The organism is Acidovorax sp. sif0632 (genome assembly GCF_019218805.1).
In the GTDB taxonomy this organism is placed as follows: domain Bacteria; phylum Pseudomonadota; class Gammaproteobacteria; order Burkholderiales; family Burkholderiaceae_C; genus Acidovorax; species Acidovorax facilis.
On record NZ_JAHUWW010000009.1, the window covers coordinates 186,117 to 205,737 of the forward strand.

Sequence of the window (19,621 nt, forward strand, 5' to 3'; positions counted from 1 at the left end):
GGTGGCGCGGCCCCGAGGGCCGCGATAATCCCTCGATGGCCGTTGTTTTTGAAAAGCCCTCGCTCGCCCAGCGTTTTCTTCCCCTGTTTCGCGGGTTTGACCTGCCGCTCATGCTGGTGGTGGCGTTGCTCGCCTGCGCCGGGCTGGTTGCCATGTATTCATCGGGCTACGACCACGGCACACGGTTTTCGGACCATGGGCGCAACATGCTCATTGCGGGTGCCATTTTGTTCATGGTGGCCCAGGTGCCGCCCCAGAAAATCATGCTGTTCGCTGTGCCGCTGTATGCGGCTGGCGTGGCGCTGCTCTTGGCGGTGGCGCTGTTTGGCATCACCAAAAAAGGGGCGACGCGCTGGATCAATGTGGGCATCGTCATCCAGCCCAGCGAGATCCTGAAAATTGCCATGCCCCTGATGCTGGCCTGGTGGTTCCAGAAACGCGAGGGCACCTTACGCCCGCTCGACTTTGCGGCGGCAGGGCTGCTGCTGGCCGTTCCGGTGGGGCTGATCATGAAGCAGCCCGATCTGGGTACGTCGCTACTGGTTCTGGCAGCTGGCCTGTCCGTGATCTTCTTTGCCGGGCTCTCCTGGAAGCTGGTGCTGCCACCGGTGGTGCTGGGGGGCGTGGGCATCCTGGCGCTGGTGTTGCTGGGGGACCAGTTGTGCGCGGACGGCGTGCGCTGGTCGGTGCTGCACGACTACCAGCAGCAGCGCATCTGCACCCTGCTGGATCCCACACGCGACCCGCTGGGCAAAGGGTTCCACATCATCCAGGGCATGATCGCCATCGGCTCGGGGGGCATGTGGGGCAAGGGTTTCATGGCGGGTACGCAGACGCATCTGGAGTTCATCCCCGAGCGCACCACCGACTTCATCTTTGCCGCGTTCTCCGAGGAGTTCGGGCTGGCAGGCAACCTGTTTCTGCTGGTCTGCTTTTTGATGCTGGTCTGGCGCGGCCTGGCCATCGCCGCAGGGGCCACCAGCCTGTTCGGGCGCCTGATGGCCGGGGCGGTCTCGATGATCTTTTTCACCTATGCCTTTGTGAACATGGGCATGGTCAGCGGCATCCTGCCCGTGGTGGGCGTGCCGCTGCCTTTCATCAGCTATGGCGGCACCGCCATGGTCACCCTGGGCCTGGCGCTGGGCATCCTGATGTCGGTGGCCCGGGCCCAGAGGCAGGACCCCAAGGACGCTCGGCCTGCCCTATAGCCATGGGCTCCGCTGGGAGATCAGGAACACCTTCCAGGGTCTTTACCCAGGCGTTGCGTGCAGGGCGGCAAGAGGGTACAAACCGGCAGGCCAACTGTGCCTTGGCCTATGCAACCGGAGGGATTCCCTATGGCGGCGAAGTTCGAGCTGAAGAAGTCGAAGAACGATAAATTTGTCTTCAACCTGTTGGCCTCCAATGGCCAGATCATCCTCACCAGCGAGATGTACGAATCACGGGCCAATGCACTGAACGGCATCGAATCCGTGCGCAAGAACGCTCCCGATGATGGCCGCTTCGGTCGCCTGAGTGCCAAGGATGGATCGCCCTATTTCACGCTCAAGGCGGGCAATGGCCAGGTGATCGGCCAAAGCCAGATGTATTCTGGTGCCAAGGCGCGCGATGCCGGTATCGAGTCGGTGCAGACCCATGCGCCCCAGGCCGCGCTGGACGACCAGACGACGGCCTGACGCTTTGCGTGGGCGCTTTGAGGCATAGGGGCATGTGCCCCCATGTCCGGCAGGGTGGGGCTGCGCGCCTAAAATGCCCCGATGACTTTCCGCTCCACCACTGCCGCGCCCCAGCGTGCGGCCACCAGCCAGCGCATCGATGTCGCTCGCGAATTGTTGCTGACCCCTTTCGGGCTTGACGAAAGCCACCTAGCACGGGCACTGGCCGAGATCCGCACCCACAAGGTGGACGATGCCGACCTGTACTTCCAGTACACCCGCAGCGAGGGCTGGAGCCTCGAAGAGGGCATCGTCAAGACTGGTTCCTTCAGCATCGACCAGGGTGTGGGTGTGCGCGCGGTGAGCGGCGAGAAGACGGCGTTTGCCTATTCGGACGACATCTCCGAGGCGTCCTTGTTGGACGCAGCCCGAACTGTAAGGTCTATTTCGGCCGCAGCGCAGGCGGGTAAATCGCGAGTAGCTCCTAAAAAAGTAGCAGCAGGCCGCAGCCTGTACCCCGGCGTGGACCCCATTGCCTCGCTCGACAGCACCGCCAAGGTGGCCTTGCTGGAAAAGCTGGAGCAGCGCGCCCGCGCCAAGGACCCGCGCGTGGCGCAGGTCATGGCCGGGCTGGCGAGCGAATACGACGTGGTGCTGGTGGCCCGTGCCGACGGCACCCTGGCGGCCGATGTGCGCCCGCTGGTGCGCCTGTCGGTCACGGTGATCGCCGAGCAGAATGGCCGCCGCGAAATGGGTTCGGCGGGCGGCGGTGGTCGTTTCGGCCTGGCCTATTTTGACGACGAGCAGATGGGCAAGTACGTGGACGAGGCCGTGAATGCGGCCCTGGTCAACCTCGAATCGCGCCCCGCCCCTGCGGGTGAGATGACGGTGGTGCTGGGGTCGGGCTGGCCCGGCATCCTGCTGCACGAAGCCATTGGCCACGGGCTGGAAGGCGATTTCAACCGCAAGGGCTCGAGCGCATTCAGCGGCCGCATCGGCCAGCGCGTGGCGGCCAAGGGCGTGACGGTGCTGGACGACGGCACCATCGCCGACCGCCGTGGATCGCTCAACGTGGACGACGAGGGCCACGCCAGCCAGCGCAATGTGCTGATCGAGGACGGCATCTTGAAGGGCTACATCCAGGATTCGCTCAACGCGCGCCTGATGGGTGTGGCACCCACCGGCAACGGTCGGCGTGAGAGCTATGCCCACATTCCCATGCCGCGCATGACCAACACCTACATGCTGGGCGGTGACAAGGACCCGCAGGAAATCATCGCCAGCATCAAGAAGGGCCTGTACGCCAGCAACTTCGGCGGCGGACAGGTGGACATTACCTCGGGAAAATTCGTGTTCTCGGCCAGCGAAGCCTACTGGGTGGAAAACGGCAAGATCCAATACCCCGTGAAAGGCGCGACCATCATCGGCAGCGGCCCCGAGTCGCTCAAGAAGGTCACCATGATCGGCAACGACATGCGCCTTGACAGCGGCGTAGGCACCTGCGGCAAGGAAGGCCAGAGCGTCCCCGTGGGCGTGGGCCAGCCTACGCTGCGTATCGAGGGGTTGACGGTGGGTGGCACGGCCTGAAGAAGGCGGATGCGAAAAGTTGGTGTGGCATTCCGGCAACCCACTCTCCGCCTGCTGTGCAGCATAGTCTGCTTGTGGGGGCTGGCATGTGCGAGCGGCAGCAGCTTCGCTCAGCACTGTCTGGCGGTAGATGCCAACCCATCGGCTCCAGTTCGCAAGCTTTTTGTCATCGCAGGACAATCCAACGCGGTGGGCTTGGCGTCCGTCAGGGACATTACCAGTGGTCCCAATAATTATGTTGAGAAAGATACCGTTTTTCCGAACGTGAAGATCTATGGCGTCTTTAACGCTGGACCTGAAGTTGCCGGAAAGGATGATGCAACACATTCCAGCACAGTAAGCTGGAGTCGTTTTGCATCATGGCAGGTGGCACGGCCTGGTTTCGGCTACAAAAATGTGACCCATTACCCGCAGTATTTCCCACAGGGCTCGGGTGCACAAGACATGTTTGGACCTGAACTGTACTTTGCCCGCTACTTGAATGATCGGCCGCCGAAAGACCACTACATTGTAAAACTGGCTGTTTCAAATACTTCGCTGAATACCACGACCAATGCTGATAGCTGGTCCCCTGGGGGACGATTGTATAAAGAGCTTATGAAAATGATTGCTGAAGCTCACAATACCAAGCGAACGGAAGTGAATTTGAAGGTGGCTGGCATTTTTTTTATGCAGGGCGAAACCGACGCAATGCATAAGGAATGGGCAAGAAATTACGAAAAAAATCTCAAGGAATTCGTACAACGCTTCCGAGAGGATGTTCAAAGTATGAACTGTGCAGAGGCAAAAAATGTCCCAGTCGTCCTTGGAAGAATTCAAAATAATTCTGCGTGGGTGCATGCAAAAATCGTGCGACTTGCTCAGAAAAAGGTGGCTCGCGACGTCCCGCATGTCAGTATTGTGAATACGGATGATCTTTCGGGATGGCTTGACAAGAGTGGTTTGCACTTCAACGAGTATGGTCAGGTCCAGTTGGGCAAGAGGGTTTATCAAGCCTTTTTTCCTCCTTCGTAGAACTTTGAGCAAAACGGAAACTTCGAGAATTTTCGGATGTGAGCGATATTTTCGTTTTTACGATTAAATAAGATTATTTTGTGGATTGCAATGAATATATTGGGAATATCTGCGTACTATCATGACAGCGCGGCGGCGCTATTGCGATCAGGCAGGATCATCGCTGCGGCACAGGAAGAGCGTTTCACGCGGAAAAAGCATGATGAACGATTCCCAAGAAATGCAATCCATTACTGCCTAGCGGAGGCAAATGTTCGTGTCCATGAACTGGACTCGATTGTTTTTTATGACAAGCCCATCCTCAAGTTCGAGCGCTTGCTCGATACCTATTTGAGCTATGCGCCCCGCGGCTTTCATTCTTTTGTCATGGCTGTACCCGTCTGGCTCAAGGAGAAGCTGTATCTGAAGAGGACACTCAGGCAAGAGCTTGCCAGCTTGCTTTCCTGCAAGGAGTCGGAACTTCCACCAATTTTGTTTGCCGAGCATCATGAGTCGCATGCGGCGTCTGCCTTCTATCCGAGTCCCTATGAAACTGCCGCCGTTTTATGTCTGGATGGCGTAGGAGAGTGGGCAACCACATCGGCATGGCTGGGGCAGGGTTCAGAATTGACCCCTTTATGGCAAATCGATTTTCCGCACTCACTGGGGTTGTTGTATTCGGCGTTTACCTATTATCTAGGTTTCAAGGTGAACTCGGGAGAGTACAAGCTTATGGGCCTTGCGCCCTATGGAAAGCCTGTTCATACCCAATTGATCTGGGATCATCTTATCGACGTCAAGGAGGACGGAAGTTTTCGTCTGAATCTGGATTATTTTGATTATTGCGCTGGATTGCGGATGACCAACCAGAAGTTCTCCGATCTATTCGGGGGGGCGCCCCGAGATCCAGAGAGCGTACCGACCCAGCGCGATATGGATCTGGCAGCGTCCATCCAGGTGGTGACGGAAGAAATAATTATAAAATTGGCTCGGCAGCTCAAAAAAGATACCGGCGCCGATTATTTGTGTCTGGCCGGGGGGGTGGCTCTGAATTGTGTAGCGAATGGGCGCCTTTTGCGAGAGGGAATTTTCAAAGACATCTGGATTCAACCCGCCGCTGGAGATGCAGGTGGTGCATTGGGGGCCGCTTACGCTGCCTACCATACCTATCGCAAGCAACCCAGGGTGTATGTGCCGGGCGTTGACCAGATGCAAGGCTCCTTGCTGGGGCCGCGCTATGAACAAGCTGATATCGTTGCGAAGCTTGATCAACTGGGGGCGCACTACACAGTGGTTGAGCCTAGTAGGCTGTCTGATACCGTTGCAGATCTGTTGGCCAATGAAAAGGTTGTAGGCTGGTTTCAAAATCGGATGGAGTTCGGTCCCCGGGCGCTGGGTGCGCGGTCGATCATTGCGGATCCGCGTTCGAGTGCCATGCAGTCCCAGCTGAACTTGAAAATAAAATTCCGCGAGTCGTTCAGGCCTTTTGCCCCGGCCGTCAAAGAAGAGGCCGCTGCTCGGTACTTCCACTTGGATAGGCCCAGCCCCTATATGCTCTTGGTGGCACAGGTCCACGAGGACATTCAGACCCAGCCGGATGAGTCCTTGCACGGTTTGGCGCAGTTGCATCAGGTGCGTTCGTCGATCCCTGCCGTGACACATGTGGATTATTCTGCGCGCGTACAAACCGTGAGTGAACAAAGTAACCCAGAGTTTTATCAGCTATTGAGTGCCTTCGAACGAAAAACCGGCTGTTCGGTACTGGTGAATACATCGTTCAATGTGCGCGGCGAGCCTATTGTCTGTACGCCGGAAGACGCATTCCGTTGTTTCATGGGAACGGATATGGATTGCTTGGTATTGGGTAACGTACTGCTGTCGAAGGACGCACAAAAGAACGTCAATATTGCCCATCGCAAAGGTGCCTTGGCACTGGACTGACGAAAATGATGAAAAATAACACTGAAGCCGTAGTCGATGCACGTGAACTGCGTAAATTCGGCTATGTCATGGCAGGGTTTTTTGCCCTGGTTTTTGGCCTTTTTGTGCCTTGGTGGTGGTCTCTAAAATGGGCTTATTGGCCATGGGGCGTCGCTGTGGTCTTTCTTGCGTTGGCCCTTTTGAAGCCCTTGGCTTTAGGTATTGTTTACAAATGCTGGATGCGACTGGGTCGAGTGCTTGAATGGGTCAATGTCCGGATTGTTCTGGGTGTTGTCTTCTTTCTGGTTTTTATGCCGTTGGGAATGATCATGCGGCTGCTTGGAAAGGATACGCTGCAAAAAAAATGGGATAAGCAGGTGGCTACCTACAGAGTCAACAAGGTATCTAGAAAAAATAATCACATGGAGCGGCAATTCTGATGTTGGAGCTGATCAAAGAGCTTATTCTTTTCTTCCAGGAGCATAAACGCTACGCACTGATTCCTGTGCTCCTGGTCTTGCTTCTGCTGGGAGCCCTCATTGTGTTTGGGCATGGCTCGGTGTTTGCACCCTTTATCTATACGCTGTTCTAGATCGATGAAGAAGCTCATTTACATTCTTCTTCCTTCACTAGTACTGTGCGCACTTGTGGCTTTGGGGTACTGGGCTGGGCTGTATACGGTGGCTGGCCGGTTCGATAAAGTCATCCGATGGGTGGAGCAAGGGGAAACTTTGGCTGGAGTGCTGGCAGTGACTCCTTTGAAGGATGAGCAGCGCAATCATTACGCACGCGCTTACACCAGTTCTGCGTTGGATATCGGCTCCATTAGTTGGTCTGTCCCTAATCAGCCAACTCCTTTTGTAGGTACTGCCCCATCACCAGGGCAACACCAAAATGCACATATCAACTCTTGGCAGATGCGCAACAGCGAGGAGCTTCAGATGCCGAAGCCTGAGGGGGTCTATCGCATTTTTCTCACCGGTGGCTCCACCGCATATGGATCTGGTGCTCCGAGTCAGGAGCAGACGATTGGCAGCCTGCTGAATGATCTGCTCAACAAGAACCTGTCAAAACCTGGCCTGCGTTATGAGGTGTTTACTTTTGCCAATCCAGCTTGGGCGTCCACACAAGAGCGTATTGCCATTGAAAACTATCTTTCTGAGCTTCAGCCGGATCTGGTGATTTCACTGTCTGGAAATAATGATGTTTTTTGGGCGGATGCGGGTCGAAATGTCCTGTGGTTCAGTGCATTTTCGGATGACTATTTTAAAACTCTGGCAAATACGGGTTTGAAGACGGCTGGCAGAAAGGAACTGCAGGACTTGCCGCAGGCCCGTCCTCTGCCTCAGCCTGTACCTGTGCAGACCGTTGCCTATCGACTTGAAAAGAATGTTCGATTAGGAGCACATGCTCTTCAGGGTGTAGATTGGGTATTTTTCCTGCAGCCTACTCTTTCTGTGTCTAAAAAGTCTTTGAGTTCACGTGAAAAGGATTTCCTCTCCAATTCTAAAGAATATTATGTGCATTGCTATCAGGCAATTGCAGCCAGTCTGTCGGGCGTCAGCTTGAAGAATTTCAAATTTATCGATCTGTCTGGCGTCTTCGACCGCTACGGGGCAGAGGACGACATGTTCCTGGACCAGTTTCATTTTGGGGATAAGGGCAATGCTGTCATTGCTCAAGCTATTCTCGCTTCATTAGCTCCGAAAACAGAATCTAGTATGCGGAAGAACTAACTTCCTTGGATTTTTGCAATAGCACTGCACAGGTGTGGTGTCGAGAGAAATTCCAGAATGAATGCTATGCACTTTGATTTTTTGATTAATAGTTAGCAGCGCCTGAATCTCGTTGTTTGAGGCCTGCAATGCTGTAACTTAATCCTGAACTTGCTAACTTAATTCAATCATCCCTTGGTTTAAAATCCGCCATCAAACATCCATACTTTTACTTTGGTTGGACTGTAGAAGTTGCCGCCGGGGCTAGATCTGGCCATTGTTCCAAATATTGAGTCGTCGAATGGGAAGTATGAATCAGTTAAAAAACTTATGCTTCCATGTTGCACGACTGTAGCGCCAGAGGGTGTTTCTTGTACTAGTTCTCCACGCATTTTGGTCCAGTGCTGTCCTGAGATTAAATGTCCTTGCATTGTCAAACGAACCCAGTAGTACATTCCATGGGTAAGAGTGAAATCGGATTCGGTAATATAGGACGCCGATATAGGGTCGTTTGGTAAGCAGTTGATGGAGGTATTTCCGGTTAATGTGCTTTGCATGCAGCGGTTATTGGTTTGGTCCCAAGTGTATGCGGTTTGATCTCCGTTCCACAACTCAAAGCCCAGGCCTTTGGGTGTAAGTATTAATCCGGCGCCATATCTAAAAAGCCATTGCCTACTCGGATGCTCAGGTGAATTTAGAAGTTCTTGGACTGAATTTCTCTGGAAAGGGCAAACTGCAGTTGCTCCAGAAAATTCCCCTTGCGTGAATGCAAGAATGCTATGCTCAGTCAGCGCGCTGGAATTGTATCCTGGGGGCTGCCACTGAAATCTAGCTTGTAGCTGTATGGTGCCCCCTTGTTCAAGCGTATTTTTGGATTTTTGCATGTTATCTGGTTTGTACCAGTCAAAATAACAAAAACCGTTTATCTGCAAGGCCGGATGAGTTATATCATCGGCAATATAAGATTGGATCTGAGCGCCAACGCCACCACAAGCGATAAGACTCATCACTGTAAAGCTAGCAAGAATATGCTTGATCATTTGATACTATCTAAAAGTGGTGCATTCAAATGTGAAGTCCAACACCCTTGATTCCGGTGGGTGAGGTGGAGTGCTGCAGTCCGTCGATCCGCAGCTCGTAATACACAACTAACGGTGATCCTACCCACGCCCTCTTTCTTGGGCGATTGTTAATTTCATCTGCATTCGCATCGAGCTGCTGTCGGCTGTAGCTTCGTCTAGGGATGCTTTGTACGAATGAAGCGGTAAGTGTGCGGAACGGATCGAGCTGGATGCTAGGCGTAAAACGCAGCAATATCTGTAGCTATTGCGAGTATGTGCAATAAAGCAGACCGCAGATGCACACGACGCGGTGAATTGTGCAGAGGATCCCAAGCGCTCAAATGTACGGGACATCGGACCCGGTCCAGATGCTGACTTGAATCAACGCAATGCCAGATGCTAGATGCCGCTACCGAGACTGTCCCAGAAGCCGACGACAGGTCCGTGGCTCACTCTGATGGCATGTGGCCTCTGCCGCTGGCCACGCTGACAATCGATAGGCCTTAGCGCGAACCTTGTCCGCGCGATGTCTGTCAAGACGTGCTCTCCTGAAAACTCCATCTGTGAGGAATCTGACGGTCGGTTGGAGAGCGGCTGTTCTCGAAGATGCAACACCATGGACAATTCATTGTGTTGATTGACGACTGATCCGCTGGTGTAGCGCTATGCAGATCAAGATTGCCGGGCACCCTCAGCACTGTGGAAACCTGACTGAGCCCAGGCTTTGCAATGTGAAACCTGCCCAGGTTTTTTCTGCGCCTCTGGCAGCGCCGGTGTTTGCCGAAGCGCTCCTGTGTAAAAACAAATGGGCGGTTGGCGGGCGGCATGGCGGACAATTGATCCATGCCAGCGACGCGCCCCAGTCAGCTACTGACCCTTCAGTCATTTGGCGACATCAGCCGCTTTCTGCGTGAAGGCGTGGCCGATGAGGAGTCTCGCCAACTGCGCGATAGCTTGAGCGCGCTCTCAACGCAGATCGACGAGGCGGTGCGGATCCGCCGCACCAGCACCGATACCACAGCCATCACCCGGCGTGTGTTGACTTTGTCGCATTGCGCCCGCGAGCACCAGCTGTTCCTGACGGGCCTGGGATCGGCCTGGCACGCGTTGTACGAGTTCGGGGCCTATGAGCGTGCGCTGAGGGAGTTGCGCAATGCGATCGCGGACTGGCAGCAGATGCTGGAGCGGCGCAGCCCGAAGGAAAGTGCGAGTTTCGACCAGTTCGAGCTTCTGGCCTGGCGCACGCTGGGCGAGGCGCTGCTGCTCATCGACATGTATGAGCACCAGAGCGATCCACCCAGTGACCTGCAGGATCGGGCGCCGCCGCGCAAGCTGTCAGTCCTGCAGCGTGCGAGCGCTTGGTTTCGTCGCTGGAGGCGTTGAATCAGGGGGTTGGAAGTGGGGCCTGGTAGGCATCCGGATTACCATTGCTGTCGCGCAATCGCAACAATCCGGGGGTGCTGCACTGCCGCACTCCTGTGCTACATTGGCTGCCATGCAAGTTCGCAGCGCGTTTTATTTTTGGTTTTTTATCTCGGTCCCCGGCGGATGAGAGGAAAACGCGCAAGCAAACACAACCTTCCCATACCAACCGCCGACGCTGCAAAGCCCGGCGGTTTTTGTTTTTCTGCCCTCCCGTTTTTTCATCCCTCCCACTACTTTTACTCCACGAGGAAGCAACCATGACGGCCACCACCACCCCGACCAGCGATGCCTGGTACCGCAGCGTCGAGAAAACCAGCCAGACCGACGACGAACGTATCAAGGACATTACCGTGTTGCCTCCTCCCGAGCATCTGATCCGCTTTTTCCCGATCCGTGGAACGCCGGTCGAGACGCTGATCACCCAGACCCGCAAGAACATCCACAACATCATGGCCGGCAAGGATGACCGCCTGCTGGTGGTGATCGGCCCATGCTCCATCCACGATCCGGCTGCCGCTGTTGAGTACGCGCGCCGCCTCATGGCCGCGCGCACGCAGTACGCCGACACCCTGGAAATCGTGATGCGGGTGTACTTTGAGAAGCCACGCACCACGGTGGGCTGGAAGGGCCTCATCAACGACCCGTACCTCGACGAAAGCTACCGCATCGACGAAGGCCTGCGCATTGCGCGCCAGCTGCTGATCGAAATTAACCGCCTTGGCATGCCCGCCGGCAGCGAGTTCCTGGATGTGATTTCGCCCCAGTACATCGGCGACCTCATCAGCTGGGGCGCCATTGGCGCCCGCACCACAGAAAGCCAAGTGCACCGCGAGCTGGCCTCCGGCATCTCGGCGCCTATCGGCTTCAAGAACGGCACGGATGGCAACATCCGCATTGCCACCGACGCGATCCAGTCGGCCAGCCGGGGCCACCACTTCCTGTCGGTGCATAAAAACGGCCAGGTGGCCATCGTCAACACCAAGGGCAACAAGGATTGCCACGTGATCCTGCGCGGCGGCAAGACGCCCAACTACGACGCTGCCAGCGTGGCCGCTGCCTGCAAGGACCTCGAAGCCGCCAAGCTGCCCGCCACCCTGATGGTGGACTGCAGCCATGCCAACAGCAGCAAGCAACATGAAAAGCAGCTCGACGTGGCGCGCGACATCGCCGCTCAGCTCGCCGGTGGCTCGCGCAGTGTGTTCGGCCTCATGATCGAGAGCCACCTCACCGCCGGTGCCCAGAAGTTCTCACCGGGCAAGGACCAGCCCGGCGCGCTGGAGTATGGCAAGAGCATCACGGACGCCTGCTTGGGCTGGGACGATTCGCTGACGGCGCTGGCTGAGCTGTCTGACGCCGTGAAGGCGCGCCGCGCGCGGTGATCTGCGCCGCTGGCCGAAGGCCCTAAACTGGAAGCCCGTGGCGGGCCGTGCAAGGGAGCACGGCAGTCGCTGCCACGGTTTCAGTAGATAGAAAGGCAAACCATCATGCACAGCGAAGTGTCGGTCCGTCTGGCCGGAAACCAGGAATTCCGTTTTGATCTGGAGGGCGCCGAGCCCATGGGCCACGAGGCTGGTAGGCGCTGGCTGGATGATCAGTTCACCGCGCTCGATTGCGAGCCCCTGCGCGCCAGCGGCAAGGTGCTGCTGGCGGACAAGGTGCTCACCGTGGCCCGCGCTGCGGGGGCTTCGTTGCTGGCCGACCCGGCATGGTCCCGTGACTTTGCGCGCGCTGCCAGCGCTGCACTCGCCAAGCCCGTGGTGCGCGTGGACGTCCCCGGCATGGCGGTATCGTTCTGATTATTGAAGAAAATCAGGCCCCGGCGCTTGCCATGTAAGCGTCAGCAGCTATTTATTTTGTAGCGATTCCAGCAGTTTGGCGTGGATGCCGCCAAATCCCCCGTTGCTCATGCACACGATGCGGTCTCCCGGGCGGGCTGCCGCTGTGACCTGTTGTACCAGGGTGTTGATGTCGGCAGCGGTTTGCGCCCGCAGGCCTGGGCCCACGCCCAGGGGGGCGAGGGCCTGCGCCGCGTCCCAGTCCAGCCCGGCCGTGTGGCAGAACGCGAGGTCGGCAGGCTCCAGCGCCCACGGCAGTTGGGCCTTCATGGCGCCCAGTTTCATGGTGTTGCTGCGGGGCTCGAACACCGCCAGGATGCGCGCACCCTGGCCCAGGCTGCGGCGCAGGCCGTCCAGCGTGGTTCTCAGGGCGGTGGGGTGGTGGGCAAAGTCGTCATACACCGCAACGCCCTTTACGGTGCCGCGCAGTTCCATGCGCCGCTTTACGTTCTGAAAGGTGGCCAGTGCCGTAGCGGCCTGCTCGGGGCTCACGCCCACATGGTGGGCGGCGGCAATGGCCGCCAGTGCGTTGAGCTGGTTGTGCACGCCGGTCAGCGCCCACTCCACCCGCGCGGCCTTGCGCCCCTGGTGCAGCACGTCGAATGCCTGGGGGTCGCCTTGTGCCGAAAAGTCGCTGACGGCTTCGCCGAAGCTGGCCACTTCGCTCCAGCAGCCCGTGTGCAACACGCGGGTGAGGCTTTCTTCGAGACCGTTGACCACCACACGGCCCGATGGCGGCACCGTGCGCACGAGGTGGTGAAACTGCCGCTCGATGGCGGCCAGGTTGTCAAAGATGTCTGCGTGGTCGAACTCCAGATTGTTCAGCACGGCAGTGCGGGGGCGGTAGTGCACAAACTTGCTGCGCTTGTCGAAGAAGGCGGTGTCGTATTCGTCAGCCTCGATCACGAACAGCGGCGCAGCCCCCAGCGGCGCACTGCCGGGTGATGGTCGCCGGGGCGCCCCCAGGCGGGCGGACACGCCAAAATTCAGCGGTACTCCGCCAATCAGAAAACCTGGCTGCTGCCCGGCGCTTTCCAGAATCCAGGCCAGCATTGAGGTGGTGGTTGTCTTGCCATGGGTGCCAGCAACCGCCAGCACATGGCGGCCTTGTAGTACATGCTCGGCCAGCCACTGCGGGCCACTGGTGTAGGGCAGGCCTGCGTCCAGGATGGCTTCCATCAACGGAAACTTGGGCGAGCCGTCAGGCATGCGGACGCGGCTGACCACGTTGCCGATGACAAACATGTCGGGCTGCAGGGCCAGTTGGTCGGCGCCAAAACCTTCGATCAGATCGATGCCCAGGGCCCGCAATTGGTCGCTCATCGGCGGGTAAACGCCAGCGTCGCAACCCGTCACCTTGTGGCCTGCCTCGCGCGCGAGCGCGGCCAGGCCGCCCATGAACGTGCCGCAGATGCCCAGTATGTGTATATGCATGGGCGCAGATTCTAAGGTTCAATAAAAAACAAGCCCCCAGCGCTTGGTGGATAAGCGCGAGAAGCTATGAAAAATATAGTGACCCTAGGCATATCTAGGGGTAACCCGTAGTCCAGGCAGGTGCTTCGGGCCACAATGCGGTTTCTTTTCCTGCCACCACCATCCCCTACCGCCATGCACACACCTTTGAGCGACGAAATCGCCCACACCACGGCTCGGCTGGTGGTGGAAGAGGGCCTGGAATGGGGCCCGGCCAAGCGCCGTGCGCTGCGCCAGATGGGCTTGCCTGCCCGCACGCCCCTGCCGAGCAACGACCAGGTCGAGGCCGCCGTACGGGAGTACATCCAGCTCTTTTGTGCCGATACGCAGCCGCACGAGCTGCGGGCGCTGCGCCAGCTGGCCCTCGTGTGGATGGAGCGCATGGCGGCCTTCCGTCCCCATCTGGCGGGGGCTGTATGGCATGGTACAGCCACGCGGCTGTCCGACATTTACCTGCAGTTGTTCTGCGATGACTCCAAATCTGCAGAAATAGCGCTCATCGATCACCATGTGGACTACGAGCCACGCACGGTCACCGGTTTTCATGGTGAGTCGGTCGAAGCGCTGAGCCTGGGCAGCAAGTCGCCCGAACTCAATGAGATGATCGGGGTGCACTTGATGATCTATGACCTCGATGACCTGCGCGGCGCATTGCGCCCGGATGCCCAAGGGCGTGTGCCGCGCGGTGACATGACCGCCGTTCGGCGCCTGCTCCAGGAAACCCTTGCCCCATGACAAGCCCTTCCGATCGCCCTGAGTCCATCCCCGCCACCAGCGATGCGCAACCGTCGGCCGCACGTAGGCGACTGCTGTACGCTGGGGTGGCAGGCGCTGCAGCGTTGGGTGGTGCCGGCCTGGCATGGTGGAAGTTCCAGCCCCATGCCATGGAGCAGGGGGTGGAAGAAGCGCTCTGGGCGATGGAGTTTGAAAAGCCTGAAGGGGGCGTGGTAGCGCTGAAGTCTCTGGCTGGCAAGCCGCTGCTGCTGAACTTCTGGGCCACCTGGTGCCCGCCCTGTGTGGAAGAGCTGCCCATGCTCAATGCTTTCTATCGCCAACAGGCGCCGAACGGATGGCAAGTTCTGGGATTGGCCATCGACCAGCCCTCTGCCGTGCGCAAGTTTCTGCAGCGTATTCCGCTGGAGTTCCCCGTGGGCCTTGCCGGATTGGGCGGTACCGACCTGGGGCGATCACTGGGCAACCTTACCGGTGGCCTGCCGTTTACCGTGGTGCTCGGGGGCAACGGGCGTGTCCTGCACCGTAAAATGGGGCAAATCACCCCGCAAGACCTCCAGCTGTGGGCGCCTCTGCGCTGATCGACCAAGCCTTCTGTTCGGCATTTTTGTAGGCCCCGGCTGAGTATCGACATGATGTAGTTCATCAAAAATACCTGTGGAAGACGGAGATAGGCTGAAATTGGAGTAAATTCGCGCCCTATTCAGTCATGACTTGCGCAAAGCAGGGCTCAGGCAGGCGGCTCGCCCAACGCGAGGCGGCTACTGCGTCCCGATTGGCGTAAGTCCTATCAGTTTTATAGCCGTTGGAGCTCCCATGGATCTGCGAAAACTCAAAACCCTCATCGATCTCGTGTCCGAGTCGAACGTATCTGAACTCGAAATCACGGAAGCCGAGGGCAAAGTCCGCATCGTCAAGAGCGTGGGTGGTGTCGTTCAGCAGTACGTCCCCGCCCCGATGCAAGCGCCTGCGCCCCCTGCGTCTGCCGCCGCCCAAGTTGCCGAGTTGCCTGCGCCCTCGGCCCCTGCAGTCCCTGCTGGCCACATCGTCAAGTCACCCATGGTGGGCACGTTCTATCGTTCGTCCAGCCCTGGCGCCAAGGCTTTTGTTGAAGTCGGCAGCCAGGTCAAGGAAGGCGAAACCATCTGCATCATCGAAGCGATGAAGATCCTCAACGAAATCGAGGCTGACAAGTCGGGCACCGTCACCCGCATCCTGGGTGAAAACGGTCAGGCCGTGGAATACGGCCAACCTTTGTTCGTCATCGAATAAGGCGCGCATGTTCAAGAAAATCCTGGTCGCAAACAGAGGGGAGATCGCCCTTCGTATCCAGCGCGCCTGCCATGAGTTGGGTGTCAAGGCCGTGATGGTCTACTCCGAGGCCGACCGCGACGCCAAATACGTCAAGCTCGCCGAAGAAGCGGTGTGCATCGGCCCAGCGCCCTCGCCGTTGTCCTACCTGAACATGCCAGCCATCATCTCGGCCGCCGAGGTGACCGACGCCGAGGCCATTCACCCCGGCTATGGCTTCCTGTCTGAGAACGCAGATTTCGCCGAGCGCGTGGAAAAGAGTGGCTTCCAGTTCATCGGCCCCACCCCCGAGTCGATCCGCATCATGGGCGACAAGGTGTCCGCCAAGCAGGCCATGATCCGCGCAGGCGTGCCTTGCGTGCCGGGCTCTGAGGGCGAGTTGCCCGACGATCCGGTGCAGATCCGCCGCATCGCCAAGGCCGTGGGTTACCCGGTGATCATCAAGGCCGCAGGCGGCGGTGGTGGCCGTGGCATGCGCGTGGTGCACACCGAAGCTGCCTTGGTCAATGCGGTGCAGATGACCAAGGCCGAAGCGGGCGCTGCGTTTGGCAATCCTGCGGTGTACATGGAGAAGTTCCTCCAGAACCCGCGCCACATCGAAATCCAGATCCTGGCCGACAAGCACCGCAATGCGGTGTATTTGGGCGAGCGCGACTGCTCCATGCAACGCCGCCACCAGAAGGTCATCGAAGAGGCTCCAGCCCCCGGCATCCCCCGCAAACTGATCGAGAAGATCGGCGAGCGCTGCGTGGCCGCGTGCAAGAAGATCGGCTACCGTGGTGCGGGCACGTTCGAGTTCCTGTACGAAAACGGCGAGTTCTACTTCATCGAGATGAACACCCGTGTGCAAGTGGAACACCCCGTCACCGAGTGGATCACCGGCGTGGACATCGTGAAGACGCAGATCATGGTCGCGGCGGGCGAGAAGCTGCCGTTCACCCAGCGCCAGATCGAGATCCGGGGCCATGCCATCGAGTGCCGGATCAATGCGGAAGACCCTTACAAGTTCATTCCGTCGCCCGGGCGTATCACAACGTGGCATCCACCAGGCGGCCCCGGCGTGCGTGTGGATTCGCATGCGTACACCAACTACTTTGTGCCGCCTAACTACGACTCGATGATCGGCAAGATCATCGTGCACGGCGACACGCGCGAGCAGGCCCTGGCCCGCATGCGCACGGCGCTGTCCGAGACGGTGATCGAAGGCATCAACACCAACGTGCCGCTGCACCGCGAGCTGATGGTGGACGCCAAGTTCATGGCCGGCGGCACCAACATCCATTACCTGGAAGAGTGGCTGTCGCAGCACAAGCGCTGAAATCGTATTGCGCAGTCATTCACATGCTGGCTCCTGGCAACGGGTGCCAGCATTTCACTTTTTCTGAGAGGCTTCTATGTTTGAGCTGAGTCTGATGTGTCCCGAGGACCGGATCGAGGCGGTCAGCGATGCGCTGGATGCGCTGGATGCGCTGAGCGTTTCGGTGGAGGACGCTGATGCCCAGACCGACGCCGAGCAGGCCTTGTTTGGCGAGCCTGGCATGCCGCCGCCCAAGGATGGCTGGCAGCGCAGCAGGGTGGTGGCGCTCTTTCCTTCGGAGGTGGCAGCCCGGGAGGCCCAGCAACTGCTGGTGGTGCAGGATTTTTTTGCGGGCTGCCAGGTGCTGGGGGTTGCCCACGTGCCCGAGCAGGACTGGGTGCGGCTCACGCAATCGCAATTTGCGCCTGTGGACATCACGCCGGATTTTTGGATAGTTCCTACCTGGCACGAACTTCCCGCCGAGGCAAAGCGCAGCATCCGGCTGGATCCGGGCCTGGCGTTTGGCACCGGCACCCACCCCACGACGCGCATGTGTCTGCGCTGGATTGCCCGTAACGGTGCCACCGAGTCGTCCATGGGCAATCCGCTGGGCCGGGTTCTGGACTATGGCTGTGGCTCTGGCATCCTCGCCATTGGTGCGGCCAAGTTTGGTGCCACGGACATCGATGCGGTCGATATTGATCCTGCGGCGGTCGAGTCCACCGCGCTGAATGCACAGGCCAATGACGTGCGGCTCCACGCGGGTCTGCCCGACAAGGCACGGGGTGAATACCAGACGGTGCTGGCAAACATTCTTGCCACCCCCTTGCGCGTGCTGGCGCCCCTCTTGTGCAGCCACGTCGCGCCTGGCGGGAATCTGGTGCTGGCAGGCATTTTGGAACGCCAGGCTGAGGAGTTGAAAGAGGCATATGCTCCCTGGCTTCAGCTCGATGTGGCGGATACAGAAGATGGCTGGATCTTGATGACCGCCCGTCGCTAAGACGGGGCCGAAGCCCGCTTCGCCGGGGTCGCACGCGCCTCTACAATCCATCGCTGATGAGCCAGATCACTCGCTGCCCGTCCTGCTCTACCTCGTTCAAGGTGGTGGCGGACCAATTGCGCATCTCGCAAGGGTGGGTGCGTTGTGGTCAATGCAAAGAGGTGTTTGACGCTTCGGCGCACCTGCTTCCAGCGGCTCCACCAGCGTTGTTGCCCGATGTCTCGTTGACCGACATACGTCCGCCATCCATGCCGGTGGCGCGCAAGGCGGAGACGGGGCGGTCATGGGGTGAGCCGACTTCTTCGCCACCACCGGTTGCCCCATCTGCGGGGGCGCTGTCGGCAACCTCCGAAAAACCAGCGTTTTCGCTGTTTCCCGCAGGTACTTCCGACGTAATGGCGGGGTTGCCGGATGCACAGGCCCAGGTGGTGGCTCCGGTTCTGGAGGTTCCTCAGCCTGCGGTGCCCGCGTTTCTGTCTGCGGCAGCCGGGGCGGTGGCACCGGGTGCCGATGCGGGAATCGGCCCCTTCACTCCATTTGCCTGGCGCCCGGACTCCGTGCGCAATGTGCCAACAACGGGCGGGGATGTTGCAGGGATGCGGAGCGATGCCGTCGCCTTACCTCCTTTGGCCTTTCCCGAGATGGCTGCTGATGGGCCATCTTCTTTGCCCAAGGGGGATCACCCCACTGCCTCGTTGTCAGCCGCGTTGCCCGGTGCAGGCGATGGAACATCACTCCCTGCAGGGTATGAGTTACCTGCTGCTGCTCTTCGAGATGGCGAAGAGGTGGCATCTGATCCAGCTGCACCCGTGGCGTTGACCCCGATGGGATACCCTGCGCTGGAGTTGCCTACCAAGACGGCGTTGCCGGTGGAAGATGCGGAGCCGGAAGAGCGGGCTGAGGAGCCCGTGCCGCCGGTTGGTTTTGCGCAGCCCGTGACGCCGGAACCCGCGCCGGAGGCACTTGCGCTGGTGGAAGACCATTCGCCCGCAGCCGTGTTGCAGGCATCGACTCGCAAGCGATCCTCGGTCCGAAAGGCGTCGGATGCCGTTGACGAGGACGATGACCTCGAGGCCGGACAGGAAGTCAGCTTTGTAGTCGCTGCCCGGCGCAAGGCGTTCTGGCGCAGGCCGATGGTGCGCACGGTGCTTGGAGTGCTGCTTTTGATGTCTGTGGCGGGGCTTGCGCTGCAGGTCGCCGTTCAGGAGCGTGATCGCCTTGCCGCGATGGATGCGCGTGCCAGGCCATGGTTGATGGCGTTGTGCGCTCCCTTGCACTGCGAGATCGCGCCGCCGCGCCAGATTGCGGATGTGGTCATCGACAGCTCTTCGTTCAACAAGGCCCGAGGTGATAGCTACCAACTCGCGCTGACCATGAAGAGCAAGGCCTCGATACCTCTGGCCATGCCCGCCGTCGAGTTGACGTTGACCGATGCGCAGGACCAGCCAGTGCTTCGGCGTGTGCTTTTGCCCACCGACATGGGGGCTCCCATGGAGTTGTCTGCAGGGGGCGAGTGGAGTGCGTCCGTGTCAGTGATTGTGACCACCGGCGGAGCGCGTGTTGCTGGCTATCGGTTGCTGGCGTTTTATCCCTGATTTTTTACCAACCTACTTCTTT

At 58.7% G+C, this 19,621-nt stretch carries 19 protein-coding genes; 17 read left to right on the forward strand and 2 right to left on the reverse strand.

What is annotated here, in order from left to right; translation table 11 throughout:
• Positions 1-35: 35 nt before the first annotated feature.
• The 8 genes from rodA (at position 36) to KW832_RS23810 (ending at position 7,891) form a co-directional block, all read left to right on the forward strand.
• Positions 36-1,208 (forward strand): rod shape-determining protein RodA, encoded by a 1,173-nt coding sequence (gene rodA, locus KW832_RS23775; RefSeq protein WP_218301706.1) that lies wholly within the window; start codon positions 36-38, stop codon positions 1,206-1,208.
• Between the two features lie 129 nt (positions 1,209-1,337).
• A complete protein-coding gene (locus KW832_RS23780) occupies positions 1,338-1,676 on the forward strand; it encodes a YegP family protein (RefSeq protein ID WP_218301707.1) in 339 nt (112 codons plus the stop codon).
• 81 nt (positions 1,677-1,757) lie between these two features.
• Entirely contained in the window at positions 1,758-3,242 is a 1,485-nt protein-coding gene (tldD, locus tag KW832_RS23785; protein WP_218301708.1) for a metalloprotease TldD, read from the forward strand.
• Between the two features lie 9 nt (positions 3,243-3,251).
• Positions 3,252-4,256 carry a sialate O-acetylesterase gene (locus KW832_RS23790; RefSeq protein WP_218301709.1) on the forward strand — a complete coding sequence of 335 codons (1,005 nt, stop codon included), beginning with the start codon at positions 3,252-3,254 and terminating at the stop codon, positions 4,254-4,256.
• Positions 4,257-4,346: 90 nt separating this feature from the next.
• Positions 4,347-6,176, forward strand: coding sequence for a carbamoyltransferase (locus KW832_RS23795; protein WP_218301710.1), 1,830 nt, complete (start codon positions 4,347-4,349; stop codon positions 6,174-6,176).
• Between the two features lie 5 nt (positions 6,177-6,181).
• A complete protein-coding gene (locus KW832_RS23800) occupies positions 6,182-6,595 on the forward strand; it encodes an SxtJ family membrane protein (protein ID WP_176886994.1) in 414 nt (137 codons plus the stop codon).
• Positions 6,595-6,747: a DUF5989 family protein gene (locus KW832_RS23805; RefSeq protein ID WP_176886993.1), complete on the forward strand. Its 153-nt coding sequence runs from the start codon at positions 6,595-6,597 to the stop codon at positions 6,745-6,747. Before KW832_RS23800 ends, KW832_RS23805 begins: the two co-directional genes overlap by 1 nt.
• A 4-nt stretch (positions 6,748-6,751) precedes the next feature.
• Positions 6,752-7,891, forward strand: a complete 1,140-nt coding sequence (locus KW832_RS23810; protein WP_218301711.1) for an SGNH/GDSL hydrolase family protein — start codon at positions 6,752-6,754, stop codon at positions 7,889-7,891.
• A gap of 179 nt (positions 7,892-8,070) precedes the next feature.
• On the opposite strand, the gene KW832_RS23815 is transcribed toward KW832_RS23810, so the two are convergent.
• Complete coding sequence (locus tag KW832_RS23815; protein WP_218301712.1) at positions 8,071-8,910, reverse strand: hypothetical protein; 840 nt, start codon at positions 8,908-8,910, stop codon at positions 8,071-8,073.
• Between the two features lie 864 nt (positions 8,911-9,774).
• Between KW832_RS23815 and KW832_RS23820 the strand changes: the two genes are divergently transcribed.
• The 3 genes from KW832_RS23820 to KW832_RS23830 all read left to right on the forward strand — a co-directional run bounded on the left by KW832_RS23820 (position 9,775) and on the right by KW832_RS23830 (position 12,152).
• Positions 9,775-10,314: a hypothetical protein gene (locus tag KW832_RS23820; RefSeq protein WP_121421129.1), complete on the forward strand. Its 540-nt coding sequence runs from the start codon at positions 9,775-9,777 to the stop codon at positions 10,312-10,314.
• Positions 10,315-10,613: 299 nt separating this feature from the next.
• Positions 10,614-11,735 (forward strand): 3-deoxy-7-phosphoheptulonate synthase, encoded by a 1,122-nt coding sequence (locus KW832_RS23825; protein WP_121508589.1) that lies wholly within the window; start codon positions 10,614-10,616, stop codon positions 11,733-11,735.
• A gap of 105 nt (positions 11,736-11,840) precedes the next feature.
• Positions 11,841-12,152, forward strand: coding sequence for a hypothetical protein (locus KW832_RS23830; protein WP_055395047.1), 312 nt, complete (start codon positions 11,841-11,843; stop codon positions 12,150-12,152).
• A gap of 48 nt (positions 12,153-12,200) precedes the next feature.
• Here KW832_RS23830 and mpl read toward each other — a convergent pair whose 3' ends face one another.
• Positions 12,201-13,625 carry a UDP-N-acetylmuramate:L-alanyl-gamma-D-glutamyl-meso-diaminopimelate ligase gene (mpl, locus tag KW832_RS23835; protein WP_218301713.1) on the reverse strand — a complete coding sequence of 475 codons (1,425 nt, stop codon included), beginning with the start codon at positions 13,623-13,625 and terminating at the stop codon, positions 12,201-12,203.
• A gap of 174 nt (positions 13,626-13,799) precedes the next feature.
• Here mpl and KW832_RS23840 point away from each other — a divergent pair, with 174 nt between their 5' ends.
• The 6 genes from KW832_RS23840 to KW832_RS23865 all read left to right on the forward strand — a co-directional run bounded on the left by KW832_RS23840 (position 13,800) and on the right by KW832_RS23865 (position 19,599).
• Positions 13,800-14,399: a hypothetical protein gene (locus tag KW832_RS23840; RefSeq protein ID WP_218301714.1), complete on the forward strand. Its 600-nt coding sequence runs from the start codon at positions 13,800-13,802 to the stop codon at positions 14,397-14,399.
• Positions 14,396-14,977 carry a TlpA disulfide reductase family protein gene (locus KW832_RS23845; protein ID WP_218301715.1) on the forward strand — a complete coding sequence of 194 codons (582 nt, stop codon included), beginning with the start codon at positions 14,396-14,398 and terminating at the stop codon, positions 14,975-14,977. Before KW832_RS23840 ends, KW832_RS23845 begins: the two co-directional genes overlap by 4 nt.
• A gap of 235 nt (positions 14,978-15,212) precedes the next feature.
• Positions 15,213-15,668 carry an acetyl-CoA carboxylase biotin carboxyl carrier protein gene (gene accB / locus KW832_RS23850; protein ID WP_121421124.1) on the forward strand — a complete coding sequence of 152 codons (456 nt, stop codon included), beginning with the start codon at positions 15,213-15,215 and terminating at the stop codon, positions 15,666-15,668.
• A gap of 7 nt (positions 15,669-15,675) precedes the next feature.
• Positions 15,676-17,025, forward strand: a complete 1,350-nt coding sequence (gene accC / locus KW832_RS23855) for an acetyl-CoA carboxylase biotin carboxylase subunit (RefSeq protein ID WP_055395037.1) — start codon at positions 15,676-15,678, stop codon at positions 17,023-17,025.
• 76 nt (positions 17,026-17,101) lie between these two features.
• Positions 17,102-18,004: a 50S ribosomal protein L11 methyltransferase gene (gene prmA, locus KW832_RS23860; RefSeq protein WP_121421123.1), complete on the forward strand. Its 903-nt coding sequence runs from the start codon at positions 17,102-17,104 to the stop codon at positions 18,002-18,004.
• A gap of 56 nt (positions 18,005-18,060) precedes the next feature.
• Complete coding sequence (locus tag KW832_RS23865) at positions 18,061-19,599, forward strand: zinc-ribbon and DUF3426 domain-containing protein (protein WP_218301716.1); 1,539 nt, start codon at positions 18,061-18,063, stop codon at positions 19,597-19,599.
• Positions 19,600-19,621 lie beyond the last annotated feature (22 nt).